General features: G+C 33.9%; 15 protein-coding genes. 8 read left to right on the top strand and 7 right to left on the bottom strand.

Features of this window, described 5'->3' with window-relative positions:
• Positions 1–249 precede the first annotated feature (249 nt).
• A complete protein-coding gene (locus tag ACFX5F_RS06055) occupies positions 250–1,392 on the top strand; it encodes a TonB-dependent receptor plug domain-containing protein (protein ID WP_379850889.1) in 1,143 nt (380 codons plus the stop codon).
• Positions 1,393–1,741: 349 nt separating this feature from the next.
• Positions 1,742–2,746: an LLM class flavin-dependent oxidoreductase gene (locus tag ACFX5F_RS06050; RefSeq protein WP_379850887.1), complete on the top strand. Its 1,005-nt coding sequence runs from the start codon at positions 1,742–1,744 to the stop codon at positions 2,744–2,746.
• Here the strand turns inward: ACFX5F_RS06050 and ACFX5F_RS06045 are convergent.
• The 6 genes from ACFX5F_RS06045 to ACFX5F_RS06020 form a co-directional block, all read right to left on the bottom strand.
• Positions 2,743–3,675: a transglutaminase gene (locus tag ACFX5F_RS06045; protein ID WP_379850885.1), complete on the bottom strand. Its 933-nt coding sequence runs from the start codon at positions 3,673–3,675 to the stop codon at positions 2,743–2,745. The two genes, ACFX5F_RS06050 and ACFX5F_RS06045, sit on opposite strands and share 4 nt — an antisense overlap.
• A 21-nt stretch (positions 3,676–3,696) precedes the next feature.
• Positions 3,697–4,548, bottom strand: coding sequence for a substrate-binding domain-containing protein (locus ACFX5F_RS06040; RefSeq protein WP_379850883.1), 852 nt, complete (start codon positions 4,546–4,548; stop codon positions 3,697–3,699).
• Positions 4,548–5,075 (bottom strand): GNAT family N-acetyltransferase, encoded by a 528-nt coding sequence (locus ACFX5F_RS06035; RefSeq protein WP_379850881.1) that lies wholly within the window; start codon positions 5,073–5,075, stop codon positions 4,548–4,550. The genes ACFX5F_RS06040 and ACFX5F_RS06035 overlap by 1 nt, the downstream gene beginning before the upstream one ends.
• Positions 5,076–5,221: 146 nt before the next feature.
• The gene (locus tag ACFX5F_RS06030) at positions 5,222–6,094 is read right to left on the bottom strand and encodes a nucleoside phosphorylase (RefSeq protein ID WP_379850879.1); all 873 of its coding nucleotides are present in this window, start codon (positions 6,092–6,094) and stop codon (positions 5,222–5,224) included.
• A gap of 73 nt (positions 6,095–6,167) precedes the next feature.
• Entirely contained in the window at positions 6,168–6,497 is a 330-nt protein-coding gene (locus ACFX5F_RS06025; RefSeq protein WP_379850877.1) for a translation initiation factor, read from the bottom strand.
• Positions 6,498–6,622: 125 nt separating this feature from the next.
• Complete coding sequence (locus ACFX5F_RS06020) at positions 6,623–7,573, bottom strand: isopenicillin N synthase family dioxygenase (protein WP_379850875.1); 951 nt, start codon at positions 7,571–7,573, stop codon at positions 6,623–6,625.
• A gap of 166 nt (positions 7,574–7,739) precedes the next feature.
• Here ACFX5F_RS06020 and ACFX5F_RS06015 point away from each other — a divergent pair, with 166 nt between their 5' ends.
• A complete protein-coding gene (locus ACFX5F_RS06015; RefSeq protein WP_379850873.1) occupies positions 7,740–9,716 on the top strand; it encodes an alpha-ketoacid dehydrogenase subunit alpha/beta in 1,977 nt (658 codons plus the stop codon).
• A 322-nt stretch (positions 9,717–10,038) separates the two neighbouring features.
• Here ACFX5F_RS06015 and ACFX5F_RS06010 read toward each other — a convergent pair whose 3' ends face one another.
• Positions 10,039–11,583, bottom strand: coding sequence for a hypothetical protein (locus ACFX5F_RS06010; RefSeq protein ID WP_379850871.1), 1,545 nt, complete (start codon positions 11,581–11,583; stop codon positions 10,039–10,041).
• Positions 11,584–11,737: 154 nt separating this feature from the next.
• Between ACFX5F_RS06010 and ACFX5F_RS06005 the strand changes: the two genes are divergently transcribed.
• The 5 genes from ACFX5F_RS06005 to ilvN all read left to right on the top strand — a co-directional run bounded on the left by ACFX5F_RS06005 (position 11,738) and on the right by ilvN (position 18,276).
• Positions 11,738–12,913, top strand: coding sequence for a 2-isopropylmalate synthase (locus tag ACFX5F_RS06005; protein ID WP_379850869.1), 1,176 nt, complete (start codon positions 11,738–11,740; stop codon positions 12,911–12,913).
• Between the two features lie 50 nt (positions 12,914–12,963).
• Complete coding sequence (leuB, locus tag ACFX5F_RS06000; RefSeq protein ID WP_379850867.1) at positions 12,964–14,079, top strand: 3-isopropylmalate dehydrogenase; 1,116 nt, start codon at positions 12,964–12,966, stop codon at positions 14,077–14,079.
• Between the two features lie 56 nt (positions 14,080–14,135).
• Positions 14,136–15,809, top strand: coding sequence for a dihydroxy-acid dehydratase (gene ilvD / locus ACFX5F_RS05995; RefSeq protein WP_379850865.1), 1,674 nt, complete (start codon positions 14,136–14,138; stop codon positions 15,807–15,809).
• 134 nt (positions 15,810–15,943) lie between these two features.
• Positions 15,944–17,641 (top strand): biosynthetic-type acetolactate synthase large subunit, encoded by a 1,698-nt coding sequence (ilvB, locus tag ACFX5F_RS05990; RefSeq protein ID WP_379850863.1) that lies wholly within the window; start codon positions 15,944–15,946, stop codon positions 17,639–17,641.
• A 110-nt stretch (positions 17,642–17,751) separates the two neighbouring features.
• A complete protein-coding gene (gene ilvN, locus ACFX5F_RS05985) occupies positions 17,752–18,276 on the top strand; it encodes an acetolactate synthase small subunit (RefSeq protein WP_073208791.1) in 525 nt (174 codons plus the stop codon).
• Positions 18,277–18,347 lie beyond the last annotated feature (71 nt).

Here is an 18,347-nt window from a genome sequence, read left to right as displayed (position 1 = left end):
CAAAAAGCGGGAGTTGGTTTCTGTTGGTTCCGTTGATGAATTTCATATTTAAATGTACAAAAAATCAACGAGTTGAGCAAATAATTTGAGCGATTTTTAATACAAAAAATTCAAGCAATCAAAAAGAAGGTTATTAGACAGTTTGACGACCAGGGGAGCACTTCTATTTACGGGCAAACGGTTAATATTAATCAGCCTGAAATTTGGACAAAAACTGCTTATCGTTTTAATGACAATCATAAAATAACTTTGTTTGTTTCTTCATTTCACCAAGACCAAAAATCTTTTTTCGGAACGGTAAAATACAACGCACAGCAAACAAATTTTTACAGTAATCTACAATACGAATTGGTTTATTCACAAAAACATTCATTAAAGACAGGCATTAGCTACCGTCTCCTAAATCTCAATGAAGACATTGCTTTTACCGATACTTCTTTGCAAAGAACGTATGCGGGCAATTACAAAAAAATAGAGAATATTCCAGGTGTATTTGCTGAAAATTCGATGAGTTTTTTAAATAACAAATTAACTTGGATTGCTGGTATTCGTGGAGACCAACATAACCAATTTGGTTTTACTCTTACACCGAGAACTTTATTAAAATATGATGTTACAAAACAAACAGTCATACGAGCAAGTATCGGAACAGGCTGGAGAACAGTTAATTTATTCAGTGAAAATATAGGCTTATTGGTTAGTTCCAGGAATATTGTTTTTTCAGAACAATTAAGACCAGAAAGAGCAACAAATTTTGGAATTAACTTAACTCAAAAATTTGAAAGCAATAATCTTTCGGGTTATATTAGTGCAGATTTTTATAGAACTGATTTTCAAAATCAAATTTTTCCTGACTATGACACCGACCCAACAAAGGCAATCATTAAAAACTTTGCTGGAACAAGCATAAGTAATGCTTTTCAAACAGAGCTTTATTTGAAAATTTGGAAACGCTTTGAATTTAAAATGGGCTACAACTTTTTAGATGTTTACAGAGAAATAGATGGTACAAAACAATTATTACCTTTCAATCCGGCACACAAAGTTTTGACGACTTACAGTTATAAACCCTTAACAAACAAATTCCATTTTGATGTAAATGTGCATTGGTATGGAGAACAGCGTTTGCCAGACACACAATCAAATCCAGTAGAATTTCAACGACCTGATTTTTCACAACCTTATACTTTAGTTAACACGCAATTTACTTATATTTTTAAAAAGGTTGAAGTATATACTGGTTGCGAAAATACATTTGACTTCAGACAGAAGCAACCTATTATCAGTTGGCAAGACCCATTTGGTCAATACTTTGACACTTCATCTGTTTGGGGGCCAACAAGGGGACGGGAAATATATGTTGGCATTCGTTTCAAACTTACAAATGAATGAACAAATTCCAGTGATATTGACTTGAAAATAAATCTATTGCGAAAGGATCGGTTGTGAAAATAAAGACTAAAATTTAAAATTATTTACAATCTATTAGTGACAACTTTTTTAAATCCTGCATAAAATGGTTCGTAAACGATCCCTCATCGTCCACAAGACAAACTCCATTAGAAATAATGGAGTTTTTTTATACCTACTTTTAAAATAAACTTATTAAATCCTGAATATTTTAAGGCTAATTAACTAAACATCAGATGTGATTGCTATTTTAACTTCTTATTAATAGTTGGTTGTACCAAAACCAAAATTACTATCCTTATTTTTGTCATTAAATCACAACTGATTCGTAATGAATAAAAATAGTCTTTCACAAACAAAAATATCCGTTCTTGATCTTGCAATAGTTAGAGATGGAGGTACTGCATCACATACTTTTAAAAATAGTTTAGATCTCGCTCAACATGCTGAGAAATGGGGTTATAATCGATTTTGGTTGGCTGAACATCATAATATGGAGGGAATAGCCAGCAGCGCAACTTCTATTTTGATTGGACATATTGCTTCAGGAACTACCACTTTGAGAGTCGGGTCGGGTGGTATTATGCTTCCTAATCATGCACCACTTATAATTGCCGAACAATTTGGCACGCTAGCTACGCTTTTTCCAAATCGTATTGATTTAGGTTTGGGTCGCGCTCCGGGAACAGATCAATTTACTGCTGCCGCATTACGTCGAGATGAAAATGCTGCGATGGAATTTCCAAAAAATGTACAGGAATTACAAATGTATTTGTCTGCATCCAATAAAAATGGTCGTGTTCGTTCTATTCCAGGAGAAGGATTGGAAATTCCAATTTGGATTTTGGGTTCTAGTACTGACAGTGCTTATTTAGCTGCAGCATTAGGATTGCCTTATGCTTTTGCAAGTCATTTTGCACCTGCACAATTGAACACTGCCATAGCTATTTACCGTAACAATTTTCAAGCTTCGGAATATCTTAAAGAACCTTATGTAATCGCTTGTGTTAACTTGATTGCAGCTGATTCTGATGAAGAAGCATCACGTTTAGCGACTTCTTTCAAAAAATTATTTCTTGGAATCATCACAGGAAATAGACAACAATTAAAACCTCCTGTTACCCCTGATGAAGATTTTATGGATCCTATGGAAGAAGCTGCATTGCAACAAATGATTGCCTATACCTTTATTGGCGGACCAGAAAAAGTAAAAAGAGAACTGCAACAATTCCTTGATAAAACGAAAGTAGATGAATTGATGATTGCAACTGCTGTTTTCGAACATAAAGCAAGGCTCCGTTCTTATGAAATTGTCGGAAATTTAAAAAATAATTAATCTAAAGTTAAAGCACCCAAGATTTCTTCGGATAAGAAAGGGCCTCCGGGATAAGTAGCGGTGTAATCCAGATTAAGCCATATTTGGCCGCGTTCGTCTACATGATAATGAAGTTGTTTTTCATAGCTTTCATTTACAAACAGAACATTTTTGATAAGATAATTTACCTTTTCTAAATCTATATTGGAGCCAATTAATATTTCCGGATAAATATGGCCTTTTGTATGAATTAATCTGGGAGTCCCGCCTATAGCCTTTACGCTTGCAGCCATTAATATTGAATGATCATCACAATCACCCGAAAAATAAAGCAAGGACTCCGTTGCTGTGGCAATATAATCCCCTTCCTTTGGGTCACTAACGTAGTTCCATCGACGGTTTATTTCTTTAAATACAGCGAAACATTGAATAATAGTTCTGTAGTCAGAATAGCCCCGTACGTCTTTAAAATATTTTGAGGTAGCCATAATCGCAAAATTTCTAATTTTGGGATTCTGATATTCAATCGCATTTATGATTTTTGATTTATTGGGAAAAGGAAGTAATTTAGCGATGATTATATCCTGAGGAAACGGATTGTCTGACATTGTGTACATCATCGAATTGTAATCTTCATATACACTGTTGAAACCGTAATTGCCTATTACTGAACCGTAGAACAATACCAATAAATATAATGCAATACAAATCAGTATGATGGTTCTTAAGTAGCGCAGAATTAATTGAATAATTACCACGATTAGTATAAATAAAATGACTCTGTCAAGATTAAAAAACCAATTAGGGTTTATTAAATTTTGATGCACAATAATAAATACCGGAATAGCAATTAATATGTTTAAAACAAAAATAATAACGTCGTCCCAGGGTTTTTTGACCTGAAATTTTTGTTTAATACCTTGAAAAGTAATATTTTTTATTTTTATCATAGTAACAATAAAAACAGGAATCTAGTCTGCTTTTACAATTTCATCAAAAGTAACTTTTTTATCTATAATTTTTAGCTGAAATAGTTGATTTTGAACATTGTTTAACATTTTTTCAGTTAGTGGTTTTTTAGACCATTCCGTTAAAGATAGCCATTCTTGAATATCTTCGATTTTTTGATTGTATTTTGAAGCTAAAATTTTATCAATGTTTGGAATTTCTTTAAATTCCGAAGTTTTTCTATTGATTACTTTAAGGATTTTTGCAATTATTTCCGGTTCATTTTCCAGAATTTCATCACGCACTGCGATTACAAAACAAGGCCAAGGCGTAGGACAATCAGCAACTCGCCTAAAGATTCCTTTGTCGACTATAGGTTTGGTCATAAATCGTTCCCACATAAAATAATCAGCTGTTTCATTAGTCAAAGCTTCTACTGCACCATCAATGGTATTTACAATTTCAAATTTTAAATCATCGGTCTTCCATCCTTGATTGCCGGCATTGACATACGCCATTAATTGTGAACCGGAACCTAATCTGGAAATTGCAACTTTCTTGTTTTCTAAATCAGCTATTGTTTCGTAACTAGAATTTGCTGCGACATGAATTCCCCAAATCAATGGACTTTCAACATAAATTTGAACAATTTTACTCGGATTACCAGCAATGATATCTTTCACGATTCCTTCAGTTAGGATCACGGCAATATCAGTTTCCCCGTCACGGAGCATTTGGCACATTTTTCCAGTTCCTTCAGGAACTTCGGTCCACTGTAAATCGATGTTTTCCTTTTCGAGATCTCTATTTTCTATCGATAAATGCCAAGGTAAATTGAAATGTTCTGGAACGCCCGCTATTTTTATTGTTTTCATTATAATTTAGGATTTTTTAATTCGTACCAGTTCCAGGAAATGCCGTCTTCCATGTAGGACCCGGTCATTTTTAATCCAATTTTTTGTAATATTCTATTTGAAGCAATGTTTTCTGTATGCGCTGCTGCTTCCATAATTTTAATATTCATTGCATTGAAGCCATAATCCAACCAAGCAAAACTGGCTTCACTGGCATATCCTTTTCCCCAGAAATTTTCATTTAACCGATAACCAATATCATAAAAATGAATTTTATTATTCACCATTTCTGTGTTATATTTCAATCCGGCCCAACCAATTAATTCCTTGGTTTCTTTTAAAACAACAACAAATCGTCCAATATTGTTTTCCAAATATTGATTTCTGACCTTTTCTATATATTGGTGTACGTCATCGATTGAAGTTAAGGGTTTTTTCCATAAATATCTGTGAACGTTTGGATTGCAATCCATTTCAAATAAAGCATTAGCATCTGAAGGCTGCATTTCTCGTAGAATAAGTCGTTTGGTTTCTAGAATAAGATTCATCGTTTTTGCAAAAGTAAGTGGATTGTTAATGGTATAGCCCTGATCGCAACGGCATCCTTTTGTGCTGTCGTTGCGAGGAACGAAGCAATGACAGCACAAAAGATACAGTGTAGAGCAGGAATTAGCTCCAAATTAAAATTAAAGTTTTAGTATTGATTAGCTAATTTCTTCAACGTATAAGCAATCAATTCATCAACAGCTTTATATGGATCTTCGCTAAAAGTTCCCGAAGCACGATTGGCAATTATAGCATTTAATGACAATGCATTGTGTCCTAAAAGCGCTGAAAGCCCGTAAATAGCAGCTGTTTCCATTTCGAGATTGGTGATGCGATTGTCTTCAAATTTGAAGTTATCCATTTTTGAATTTAAATCTTCATCTTGAATATTCAATCGCAAAACACGTCCTTGTGGGCCATAAAAACCTCCGGCCGTCGCCGTTATTCCTTTGTGCATTTTATCGCTTTCTATCATTTTTTCCAATTTTTCGGAACAAGCAATCACGTATGGTTTTCCTTTTCGTAAATCCCAACTGGTATGTTTCACAAAAGCATCTTCCATTTTGATATTCGAAACTTCATCAATCAAATAGGAGCGAAGCATGTTGTCTAACCCCAAACCAAATTTTGACATCACAAAACTATCAACCGGAATATCGGCCTGCAATGAACCTGAAGTCCCAATACGAATGATGTTTAAAGAAGTCAGCTTTTCTTTTGGTTGACGGGTTTCTAAATCAATATTCACTAAAGCATCCAACTCGTTGATTACAATATCAATATTATCAGGACCAATTCCTGTAGACATAACCGTTATTCTTTTGTCTTTGAAGATTCCGGTTTGGGTTTTGAATTCTCTCTTTTGTGTCGAAAATTCAATACTATCAAAAAACTGAGTTATTTTTTCTACCCGATTTTGATCGCCCACAAAGATGATATCATGTGCAATATGTTCTGGTTTTAAATTTAAATGATAGACGCTACCGTCTGGATTGAGTATTAATTCTGATGATTGTATCATTGTTTTTTTTGTTTAAGGTTTAAGGTTTAAAGCTGCTCAACTGAACACTAATTACTGAACACTGAGTACTTTTTTATCCTCCAACACGTTTTACTTTAAAACCTTTAGCTTTTAAAATAGTCATGATTTTGTCACGATAATCACCTTGAATAATGATGGAGTCGTCTTTAAAAGTTCCACCAACACTCAATTTTGTTTTTATTTCTTTGGCCAAAATTTTAAAATCCTCGTCAGTACCTTCGTAACCTTCTATTATAGTTGTAGCTTTTCCTTTTCGCTTTTCGAATTTGCAGATCATAGGTTCTTTTTGAACGTATAATTCGTGTGCAACTTCTTCAATTACCTCCTCTGGCACCGGTTCGTGATCTGGGAAAAGGTTTTTTAATTGGTCATGTAAGTCCATAATATGTATTTTTTGAACGCGGATAACACGAATCTTACGGATTATCGCAAATTTTAATAGATAAAAAAACAAAAGACATTAAGAATAAACTTAATGTCTTTTAGTAGTTGACGTAAATTTAAGTTTTATTTTTTAATAAGGCCCAAATCTACTAAACGTTCGTATAAGTAGTCTCCAGCAGTAATATCTTCGAATTTTTTTGGATTTTCTGCATCAATACAATTTTCCAAACAATCCAATTTCATGTCACTTACAGGATGCATAAAAAACGGAATAGAATAACGTGAAGTTCCCCATAATTCTCTAGGAGGATTTACCACTTGATGAATGGTAGATTTTAGTTTGTTATTTGTGTGGCGAGATAACATGTCACCCACATTAATAACTAATTCATCAGGTTCAGCAACGGCATCAATCCATTCACCATCATGATTTTGAACTTGTAATCCTTTTCCTTGAGCACCCATTAACAAAGTGATCAAATTGATATCACCATGAGCCGCAGCACGAATAGCGTTTGCAGGTTCAGATGTGATCGGTGGATAATGAATAGGTCTTAAGATTGAATTTCCGTCTTTGGCATACTTATCAAAATAAAATTCATCTAAACCAAGGTGAATTGCTAGAGCTCTCAGAACGTAAACGCCTGTTTTTTCCAGCATTTGGTAGGCCTCTTTACCGGCAACATTAAAACGAGGTAACTCTTTTACTTCAACATTTTCAGGATATTCAGCAGCGTATTTTGAACCTTCAGATACGTACTGTCCGAAATGCCAAAATTCTTTTAAATCCCCTTCTTTTCTGCCTTTAGCATGTTCCGTTCCAAAAGAAATATAACCTCTTTGGCCACCAATTCCAGGAATCTCATAACTGCGTTTTGTTTCTAGAGGTAAAGCAAAGAAATTTCTAATTTCGCCATACAATTCATCAACCAATTGGTCGTCTAAAAAATGCCCTTTGAGTGCTACGAAGCCAATATCTTCAAATGCACTTCCGATTTCATTTACAAATTTTTGTTTACGTTTCGGGTCGTCCGAAAGGAAATCACGCAAGTCAACACTAGGAATGTTTTGCATACTTTAAATATTTTTTATAAATTACAAGGTATAAATCTTGCAGAGACAAAGATAAAGAATAATTTTAATTGAAAATTTTAAAAGTTAGCATTAAAATAAAAATATATAACAAATTAAATCAAAACTGTTATATTTTTTTATCTTTGAAACACAAAAAAATAAGAAAATGACCTTTGACAGAAAAAACCTTACCAACGATCAATTATTAGATTTATATAAACGAATACTGAAGCCACGATTAATAGAAGAAAAAATGTTAATTCTTATTCGGCAAGGTAAGGTTTCAAAATGGTTTTCAGGTATGGGTCAAGAGGCTATTTCTGTTGGAGTTACAGCAGTTTTAGATTCGGATGAGTACATTTTGCCAATGCATAGAAATCTTGGTGTTTTTACTGGGAGAAACATCCCTTTATATCGTCTTTTTTCGCAATGGCAAGGAAAAGCGAATGGCTTTACTAAAGGTCGCGATCGTAGTTTTCACTTTGGAACCCAACAATACAAAATTATAGGCATGATTTCCCATCTTGGTCCGCAATTAGGTGTTGCTGACGGGATTGCTTTAGCCAATAAACTAAAGAAAAACGGAAAAATTACCGCAGTTTTTACCGGGGAAGGCGCTACGAGTGAAGGTGATTTTCATGAAGCTTTGAATATTGCTTCGGTTTGGGAATTACCGGTGATGTTTGTAATAGAAAATAATGGTTATGGATTATCAACTCCTACAAATGAGCAATACCGTTGTGAAAATTTGGCTGATAAAGGAATTGGATATGGTATGGAAAGCCATATTATAGACGGTAATAATATTCTTGAAGTTTTTAACATTTTATCAGAATTGAAAGCGTCCATGACAGAAAAGCCACGCCCCGTTTTATTGGAATTTAAAACTTTTAGAATGCGTGGACATGAAGAGGCGAGTGGCACTAAATATGTTCCTCAAGACTTGATGGATATGTGGGCGATTAAAGATCCAGTTGATAATTACAGAAAATTTTTGTCCGAAAACGGAATACTTTCAGATGAATTTGATTCGGCTTTCAGAAGTGAAATCAAGAAAGAAATTGATGATAATTTGGCTATTGCCAATGCAGAACCTGAAATTGAAGCTTCTTACAGTGAAGAATTAAATGATGTTTATAAACCCTATCAATTTGAGTTAGTTAACCCATCTGAAGAAAAAAATAATATTCGTTTTATAGATGCTATTTCAAACAGTTTGCGTGAATCAATGGAACGCCATCCAAACTCTGTTATAATGGGCCAGGATATCGCGGAATATGGCGGTGCTTTCAAAATCACTGATGGTTTTGTAGCTCAATTTGGTAAAGAACGAGTTATCAATACGCCTATTTGCGAGAGTGCAGTAGTTTCGGCAGGAATGGGATTGTCCATCAATGGATACAAGGCCATTGTAGAAATGCAGTTTGCTGATTTTGTTTCCACGGGATTCAATCCTATTGTTAATTTATTAGCCAAATCACATTATCGTTGGCTTGAAAATGCTGATGTTGTGGTTCGTATGCCTTGCGGTGGTGGAACTCAAGCAGGACCATTTCACTCCCAAACCAATGAAGCTTGGTTTACTAAGACACCAGGTTTAAAAGTAGTTTATCCAGCATTTCCATACGATGCCAAAGGTTTATTAAATGCTTCAATTAACGATCCAAATCCGGTCATGTTCTTTGAGCACAAACAATTGTATAGAAGTGTATATCAAGATGTACCTAAAGATTATTACACGATTCCATTAGGAAAAGCCGCTTTATTGAAAGAAGGAAATGATGTCACTATTATTTCGTTTGGCGCAGCAGTGCATTGGGCGATAGATACTTTGGATAAAAACCCTACAATTTCGGCTGATTTATTAGATTTGAGAACGTTACAGCCTTTGGATACTGAAGCTATTTTTGCATCGGTAAAGAAAACAGGAAGGGTGCTTATTTATCAGGAAGACAGTATGTTTGGTGGTGTTGCCAGCGATATTTCGGCGATGATTATGGAAAATTGTTTCAAATATCTTGATGCGCCAGTTAAACGTGTGGCAAGTTTAGACAGTCCAATTCCATTTACAAAAGCGTTGGAAGATCAATATTTACCAAAAGGAAGATTTGAAAATGACCTGAAAGAACTCTTGGCGTATTAATAATTGAACTTTTAATTAGGTTATTTTTAGAGTTTTAATTCTAAAAATAACCTAATATCCAATAAATAATTATAAAAATTATAATTGTTCCGAAACAGCCACCACCTAATTTTTTGGCACCGTAACCCGCTAGTATTGTTTTGAAGAAACCATTCATATTTTTAAAATTTTAGTATTTATAAAAGTAAAAAAAATTATGGATGAACAAAGTTAGTTCAATTCGATGAAAATTTTCTTAATTAGTGCTATTTCTTCCAGATATATTGTTTTTTTCTCGTTCGTCGAAATGACAAAATTAAATACATTGGTTTTAGTACCGTTATTATCGATTACTCAATTTTGCTTTTTCTTTGATAATATCACTGATTTTTCGGTTTTCAATTTTGCTTTCTAACCAGGAGATAATATCGAGATAAAGAAATGCTCTTTTTTCATAAGTATTTTTTTCTAATTCGATGAATCGCTCTCGCATTTTAATAAACTCCTTCTTGATATCGCCAGGATATATGGAGTTTAAGTTTTTCAAAAACTTTATGATTTCTTTTTGCACTTCATGCAAATCATTCATTTTTAATAAAAATTTATAGGTGTTTTTCAACTGATTTTCTAAATAATAATCATTACCCAATTCATAATGAGCAATTAAACTCAATAATCGGGCAAAACACATCAAATCTTCTCTCATGGAAAGATTTTTGTTGTTTATAATTTTCTCAAGATAGAATATTGATTCAACATATTTTTCATTTCCAAAATAGATGCTGGCAATTTTATAGTAAAACAACATTTCGTGATGTTCATCAAGATGCTCGCTATGCAACTTTAATTTACTTAAAATTTCTGGAATTAGGTATTCGCTTTCAGCAAAAGTGCCTTCTAGAATATGATAGTTTAATTTGTTGTTATACAAATACAAGAACGATAATGATGCAATATTATCATTTACTGGGAAACGGGGATCATTGGTAGTTTCTTCCAGTAGAAACAAATATTTTTTAAATTTGGATTTATATTTTAACATGAATAAAGACTCCAGTAAATAATGATTCCCTTTTAAGAAAAAGACCGGATTCAGATAAATCATATTGGGATTATCATAAAAAAGAGTTACCCATTTATAAGCATATTTATAACTGGCTAAAAAGTCCTGTACTAAAAAACTACGCCAAAGATTAGCATTGTAAAACCAATATTTTTCCCGAAATCCAAATTTTTTTTCATCTAATTTGGCAATATGTTTGTTGAAATAATTATCAATGTATTTATATTCTTCATCACTTTTTACATATCCTGTTTTAAGCATTATTCCGTACAACTGCAGTGATAAATTGGATAATTTACTGGAAATGGTGTTCCTGTAATTTAACTCTTTTGCTTGTATAACTAGTTCATCGGCTCGACCTTGAATACTTCGGGTGATGTATTGGGATTCAATAAGTTTTTCAAATTCGACAATTTCATAGGCCATGAGTTTTTCGTCATTTTCTAAAGCTGCAATTTTTGTTTTATCCAAGATTTTCAAACTTTGCTTGTACAAACCTTTGTTGTATAATATTGCTGCAAAATCAATTTGTTCTCTTAATTGATAACGAATGTTTTGGCTAGGAATATTCAACCGGATACTGACTAATATTTGTTTATATAAATAGGACTTTAGGTTTGATAATTGTACTTTTTTTATAACACCACTTTTCAAGATAAGCTTCTCATCGTACACGTCGGACTTGTCCAGAATGTTGAATAATTCGATAAATTTTGTATTAGAACTTGTTTCCAATCTACTTGCAAAAATCTTAAATTGTCTCTTTTCGGACTTTGAAAGGGATTTTATTAAAACAAATAAAAAATCTTTTTGATGGTTAGCCATTGTAAAATATAGAAGTATAATGCACTGTAAATAAACAACTTAAGTCTTTATTAGTTGCTTTATAAGCAGTATATTTGGTTAAAATGAATTTTATATTTAAGTATTGAAATCTATTTTTGTTATGAAGATGTGAAATTACATTAAATAAATGAAAATGAATAGAGAGAAAGTTCAAATTTTTGATACCACTTTAAGAGATGGAGAACAGGTCCCAGGATGTAAACTAGATACCAAACAAAAACTTGTTATAGCAAATCGCTTAGATGAGATGGGAGTTGACATTATTGAAGCTGGCTTTCCTGTTTCTAGTCCAGGTGATTTTTTATCTGTTACAGAAATAAGCAAGATTGTAAAAAATGCTACGGTTTGTGGTTTAACCAGAGCAGTAAAAAATGATATCGATGTTGCAGCAGCCGCTTTAAAATATGCAAAAAAACCTCGTATTCATACTGGTATTGGAACTTCAAATTCTCATATAATACACAAACTTAATACTACAAGAGAAGATGTTATAGCTAGAGCAAAATTTGCTGTTTCGCACGCTAAATCGTATGTAGAAGATGTAGAGTTTTATGCAGAAGATGCTGGTAGAACTGATAATGATTTCTTAGCAAAAGTATGTGAAGAAGCAATAAAATCAGGCGCTACTGTACTTAATATACCGGATACCACAGGCTATTGTTTGCCGGAGGAATATGGAGCGAAAATTAAATATCTTAGAGAAAATGTAAAAGGAATTGAAAATGTAATTCTTTCTTGTCATTGTCATAATGATCTTGGTATGGCTACTGCCAATTCTATTGTGGGAGCTGTAAATGGAGCTCGACAAATTGAATGTACTATTAATGGAATTGGTGAAAGAGCAGGAAATACGGCACTTGAAGAAGTAGTTATGATTTTCAAACAACATCCTTATTTGAACTTATATACTGACATCGACTCCAAACAATTGAATGAAATGAGTCGATTGGTTTCAGAAAGCATGGGAATGATTGTGCAGCCTAATAAAGCTATTGTTGGTGCTAATGCATTTGCACACAGCTCAGGAATTCATCAGGATGGAGTAATAAAAAATAGATCAACTTACGAAATCATGGATCCATTAGATGTTGGCGTAAATGAATCTTCAATAGTTCTTACAGCGAGAAGTGGTAGAGCTGCATTGGCTTACAGAGCCAAAAAAGTAGGTTACGAACTTACCAAAGTTCAACTTGATATTGTCTATATTGAGTTTTTGAGATTTGCAGATATCAAAAAAGAAGTCTTAGATGAGGACATTCATCAAATTATTGAAGTCTGCAAAATACAAAGTGAATTAATTAGAAGCTAATACAAATAGTTAGATAAAAGGTTTAGTACACAATTTTAAAAAATAATACCATGAACTTAAAAATAGCAGCACTAGCAGGAGACGGAATAGGACCAGAGGTAATCTTACAAGCGAAGAAAGCGTTATATGCTATTGGATTGGTTTTTGACCATGAATTTGTTTTTGAAGATGCCTTTGTTGGCGCTATTGCCATTGATAAAACAGGTAATCCTCTTCCGGAACAAACATTGAATCTTTGTCTTAATACCGATGCCGTTTTATTTGGAGCTATTGGTGATCCAAAATACGATAATAACCCGGATGCCAAAGTCCGTCCAGAACAAGGTTTATTAAAATTACGAAAATCACTGGGTTTATTTGCTAATATCAGACCTATAAAACCATATGCTTCTTTATTAAATTCGTCTCCTTTAAAAAAAGAAATAATCCAAGGTGCTGATTTTATCATTTTCAGGGAGTTGACTGGCGGTGTTTATTTTGGTGAAAAGAAATTAAATGAGACTGGAACAATAGCCTCGGATTTATGTGAATATTCAGAAGAAGAAATTACCAGAATTTCCCATTTAGCATTTAAAAGTGCGCAAAATAGAAGAAAAAAAGTGACTATGGTTGATAAGGCCAACGTCCTTGAAACATCCAGATTATGGAGAAGAGTAGTAAAAAAAGTAAGTGAAGATTACCCTGATGTATCGTTAGATTTCCTTTTTGTCGATAATGCAGCAATGCAAATTATTCTTAATCCAAGACAATTTGATGTGATATTGACTGAAAATTTATTTGGTGATATCTTATCTGATGAAGCTAGTGTAATCACAGGTTCTATTGGATTATTAGCATCGGCATCATTAGGGAATACAAATGCTCTTTTTGAACCTATTCATGGTTCTTACCCCCAGGCTACCGGAAAAAATATCGCGAATCCAATTGCTTCGATTTTATCTGCAGCTATGTTGTTAGAACATTTTGGACTCCATAAAGAAGCTACAAAAGTGTATGAGGCGGTAGAAAAAGCCATCGAGTATAATGTAGTTACAGTAGACTTAAATAAAGATTCAAAATTTGGAACCAATGAAGTAGGTGATTTTATTTCAAACGTCATTTTAAGCAAAGATGACTTATATTTTAAAATTGATAATATCAAAATAGGACAATCAACAATCGTTTAATGGTAAGGTAATTTCTTAGTCTTAAAACATAAAACGCATACACAAATTAACAAATAATGGAATTAAATAAATACAGCAAAATAATCACACAAGATGAAACACAACCTGCAGCGCAAGCTATGCTGTACGGAATTGGTTTGACCGAAGAAGATTTGAAAAAAGCACAAGTTGGAATTGTCAGCATGGGTTATGAAGGAAATCCTTGTAATATGCACTTGAATGATTTAGCAAAAGATGTTAAATCAGGAATTTGGGCAGAAGATTTGGTTGGGTTAATTTTTAATACTATCGGTGTAAGTGATGGTATTTCAAACGGTACTGAGGGTATGCGTTTTTCATTGGTTTCTAGAGATGTAATTGCTGATTCTATCGAAACAGTGATGGGAGCACAATGGTATGACGCCATGATTGCAGTTGTAGGTTGCGATAAAAATATGCCAGGTTCTGTCATGGCTATGGGAAGAGTTAATCGTCCTGCAATAATGGTTTATGGAGGGTCGATCCATTCTGGAAAATGGAAAGGAGAATCACTTAATATTGTTTCTGCTTTTGAAGCATTAGGAAAAAAATTCAACAATACAATTACACCTGAGGATTTTAAAGGAGTAATACAAAACGCTTGTCCAGGTGCTGGTGCATGTGGAGGAATGTATACCGCAAACACCATTTCATCTGCAATTGAAGCTTTAGGAATGAGTTTACCTTATAGTTCATCGAACCCCGCTTTAAGTCAAGAGAAAAAGCAAGAATGTTTGGATGCAGGTAAAGCTATCCGAATTTTACTAGAAAAAGATATCAAACCAAAGGATATTATGACTAAAAAATCCTTTGAAAACGCGATTACCATGGTGGCAGTTTTAGGAGGTTCCACTAATGCGGTTATGCATTTAATTGCTATGGCACATTCTGTTGATATTGAAATCACATTAAAAGATTTTCAAGACATAAGTGATAAAACGCCATTGCTTGCTGATTTAAAACCAAGTGGTAAATATTTAATGGAAGATTTACATGAAGTAGGAGGAGTTCCTGCTGTAATGAAATATTTGTTAAAAGAAGGATTTCTTCACGGTGATTGTTTGACAGTAACGGGTAAAACATTGGCTGAAAATTTAACAACTGTACCTGATTTGCAAGATGGACAAGACGTGATTCATGAAATCCAAAAAGCATTGAAAGCAAGTGGAAACATTCAAATTTTATTCGGAAATCTGGCTTCAGAAGGTTGTGTTGCCAAAATAAGCGGAAAAGAAGGAGAGTATTTTGAAGGGCCTGCCGTTGTTTTTGAAAGTGAATTTACGGTTATTCCAGGTATTCAAAGTGGAATGGTAAAACCGGGAGATGTAGTTGTTATTAGGTATTGTGGACCAAAAGGTGGCCCGGGAATGCCTGAAATGCTTAAACCTACATCAGCTATTATGGGTGCAGGATTGGGTAGCAGTGTTGCTTTGATTACGGATGGCAGATTCTCTGGAGGATCACATGGATTCGTGGTAGGTCACGTAACACCCGAAGCATATGACGGAGGTGGAATAGCCTTGGTAAAGAATGGAGATGTCATTACTATTGATGCTATAAATAATACCATCAATTTGAAAATTTCTGACGAAGAATATGCGAAAAGAAAAGCGAATTGGGTCCAACCTGATTTGAAAGTAACAAAAGGAGTTTTATTGAAATATGCAAGATCGGTCTCGAGTGCTTCAACAGGTTGCGTAACAGATAAATAAACCCCTAAACCCCAAAGGGGAAATAATAAATAGGATTGGACTTTTATTTGAAAGTAAAAAAAAAGAATACTATATCAATCTTGGCTTACTCCGCAAAGGATAGGGCTTGGATGTGAAAAATAATAAACGTACCCATGGGAACAAATAAAATATCTGGCGCAGAAGCCGTTATTAGATGCTTATTAGAAGAAGGAGTAGACTTGGTTTATGGATATCCAGGAGGTGCCATAATGCCAGTTTATGACGAATTATATAAATTTAAAGATCAATTGCATCATGTTTTAGTACGTCACGAGCAAGGGGCAACGCATGCGGCTCAAGGATTTGCAAGAGCAACGGGAAAAGTAGGTGTCGCAATTGCTACTTCTGGTCCTGGAGCAACAAATTTAGTTACGGGAATTGCCGACGCTCAAATTGATTCTACGCCAATGGTTTGCATTACAGGCCAGGTTGGAAAACATTTATTGGGTTCCGATGCTTTTCAGGAAACCGATATTATTGGAATTTCAACTCCAGTAACCAAATGGAATTATCAGATTACAGAAGCTTCTGAAATTCCGGAAATTATGGCTAAAGCTTTTTTTATTGCAAAGTCTGGACGTCCAGGTCCAGTATTGATTGATATTACCAAAAATGCACAATTTGACGAAATTGAATTTAGTTATAAAAAATGTACCAGCATTAGAAGTTACAATCCAAAACCGACTTTAGATATTGAAAAAATTAAAGAGGCTGCGGAACTAATCAATAATGCAAAAAAACCATATATCGTTTTTGGTCAGGGAATTATTCTTGGCGAAGCCGAAGAACAGTTAAAAGCATTAGTGGAGAAATCAGGAATTCCTGCTGCATGGACTATTTTGGGACTTTCTGCAATGCCGACAGATCATCCATTAAACGTAGGGATGTTAGGAATGCACGGTAATTACGGTCCAAATGTTTTGACCAACGAATGTGATGTTTTAATAGCACTTGGAATGCGTTTTGACGATCGTGTGACAGGAAATTTAGCTACGTATGCGAAGCAAGCCAAAGTAATTCACTTTGAAATTGATCCGGCAGAAATAGATAAAAACGTAAAAACTACTGTTGCTGTTTTGGCTGATGTAAAAGAATCGCTAGCTGCTTTACTTCCTTTTATTGAAAGTAAAACGCATGAATCTTGGCACAACGAGTTCAAAGAATTATATAAAATCGAATTAGAATCTGTTATAAATGAGGAATTAAACCCTACAAATGACAAGGGAATTTCGATGGGTGAAACGATCGAAATGATCAATAAACACTCAAAAGGAGATGCGATTATGGTTTCGGATGTAGGGCAACATCAAATGTTTGCTTGTCGTTATGCCAAATTCAATTCGACTAAAAGTAATGTGACTTCAGGCGGTTTAGGTACTATGGGATTCGCTTTACCGGCTGCTATCGGTGCCAAAATGGGAATGCCAGATCGTGAAGTGGTAGCAATTATTGGCGATGGAGGTTTTCAAATGACCATTCAGGAGTTGGGAACGATTTTTCAAACGAAAGTTCCAGTGAAAATTGTGGTATTGAATAATGAATTTTTAGGAATGGTTCGTCAATGGCAGCAATTGTTTTTTGACAAAAGATATGCTTCTACTGAAATGATTAATCCAAACTTTACTGCTATTGCTGAGGGGTATTATATTAAAGCTAAAAAGGTAACTAAACGAGAAGATTTAGATGGGGCTGTTGCCGAAATGATGGCTTCAAAAGAATCTTATTTTCTTGAAGTTATGGTAGAAAAAGAAAATAACGTATTCCCAATGATTCCAACAGGAGCATCGGTTTCAGACATTCGTTTGTCGTAAAATAGTTTAAAGTTTAAGGTTTAAAAGTTGTTAGAATAAAAACACTCATAGTACAAATAAGAATCGTATTCAACTTTAAACGTTAGACAAAAAAACTTTAAACAAAAAAAATGGAAAATAAAACATTCACTATTTCTGTCTATTCAGAAAACAACGTTGGCTTATTAAACAGAATATCTGGAATATTCTTGAAACGTCATATCAATATTTTGAGTCTAAATGTATCCGAATCAGAGATTGAAAATGTCTCAAGATTTATCATAGTTGTGGATACAACGGAAAAATGGGTGCAAAATATCGTAGGCCAAATCGAAAAACAAATCGAAGTAATCAAAGCCTTTTATCATGTTGATGAAGAAACAATTTTTTTAGAAAATGCACTTTTCAAAATACATTCCAGCTTACTTTTTGACGAAAGGCAAATTCAAAACATTATTAAAGAAAGTCATTCGGAAATAGTTACGGTCTCAAGAGACTATTTTGTGATTTCAAAGTCAGGAAAACGTTCTGAAATTGAAGAATTATATGAAAAATTAAAACCTTTCGGAATCATGCAGTTTGTGCGATCGGGAAGAATATCTGTTTCCAAAGAAAAAATGGAAATATCAACTTTATTAGAAGATCTTAAACTGTAATCAGTGTTTCATTGCAATGGCTCTTCGCAATTGCAAAGTGCTAATCTGTTTAATTCTCCAGTAAATAAACC

The organism is Flavobacterium zhoui, assembly GCF_042787235.1.
Taxonomy (GTDB): Bacteria; Bacteroidota; Bacteroidia; order Flavobacteriales; family Flavobacteriaceae; genus Flavobacterium; species Flavobacterium zhoui.
The sequence above is the reverse complement of the archived record's forward strand: the minus strand, read 5'-3'. Positions and strand labels throughout refer to the sequence as shown.

What these genes read in the sequence shown, in the direction of transcription:
- ACFX5F_RS06050 (WP_379850887.1), top strand. Translation starts at nt 1,742, where the DNA reads ATGAATAAAAATAGTCTTTCACAAACAAAAATATCCGTTCTTGATCTT.
- ACFX5F_RS06045 (WP_379850885.1), bottom strand. Translation starts at nt 3,675, where the DNA reads ATGATAAAAATAAAAAATATTACTTTTCAAGGTATTAAACAAAAATTT.
- ACFX5F_RS06040 (WP_379850883.1), bottom strand. Translation starts at nt 4,548, where the DNA reads ATGAAAACAATAAAAATAGCGGGCGTTCCAGAACATTTCAATTTACCT.
- ACFX5F_RS06035 (WP_379850881.1), bottom strand. Translation starts at nt 5,075, where the DNA reads ATGAATCTTATTCTAGAAACCAAACGACTTATTCTACGAGAAATGCAG.
- ACFX5F_RS06030 (WP_379850879.1), bottom strand. Translation starts at nt 6,094, where the DNA reads ATGATACAATCATCAGAATTAATACTCAATCCAGACGGTAGCGTCTAT.
- ACFX5F_RS06025 (WP_379850877.1), bottom strand. Translation starts at nt 6,497, where the DNA reads ATGGACTTACATGACCAATTAAAAAACCTTTTCCCAGATCACGAACCG.
- ACFX5F_RS06020 (WP_379850875.1), bottom strand. Translation starts at nt 7,573, where the DNA reads ATGCAAAACATTCCTAGTGTTGACTTGCGTGATTTCCTTTCGGACGAC.
- ACFX5F_RS06015 (WP_379850873.1), top strand. Translation starts at nt 7,740, where the DNA reads ATGACCTTTGACAGAAAAAACCTTACCAACGATCAATTATTAGATTTA.
- ACFX5F_RS06010 (WP_379850871.1), bottom strand. Translation starts at nt 11,583, where the DNA reads ATGGCTAACCATCAAAAAGATTTTTTATTTGTTTTAATAAAATCCCTT.
- ACFX5F_RS06005 (WP_379850869.1), top strand. Translation starts at nt 11,738, where the DNA reads ATGAATAGAGAGAAAGTTCAAATTTTTGATACCACTTTAAGAGATGGA.
- leuB (WP_379850867.1), top strand. Translation starts at nt 12,964, where the DNA reads ATGAACTTAAAAATAGCAGCACTAGCAGGAGACGGAATAGGACCAGAG.
- ilvD (WP_379850865.1), top strand. Translation starts at nt 14,136, where the DNA reads ATGGAATTAAATAAATACAGCAAAATAATCACACAAGATGAAACACAA.
- ilvB (WP_379850863.1), top strand. Translation starts at nt 15,944, where the DNA reads ATGGGAACAAATAAAATATCTGGCGCAGAAGCCGTTATTAGATGCTTA.
- ilvN (WP_073208791.1), top strand. Translation starts at nt 17,752, where the DNA reads ATGGAAAATAAAACATTCACTATTTCTGTCTATTCAGAAAACAACGTT.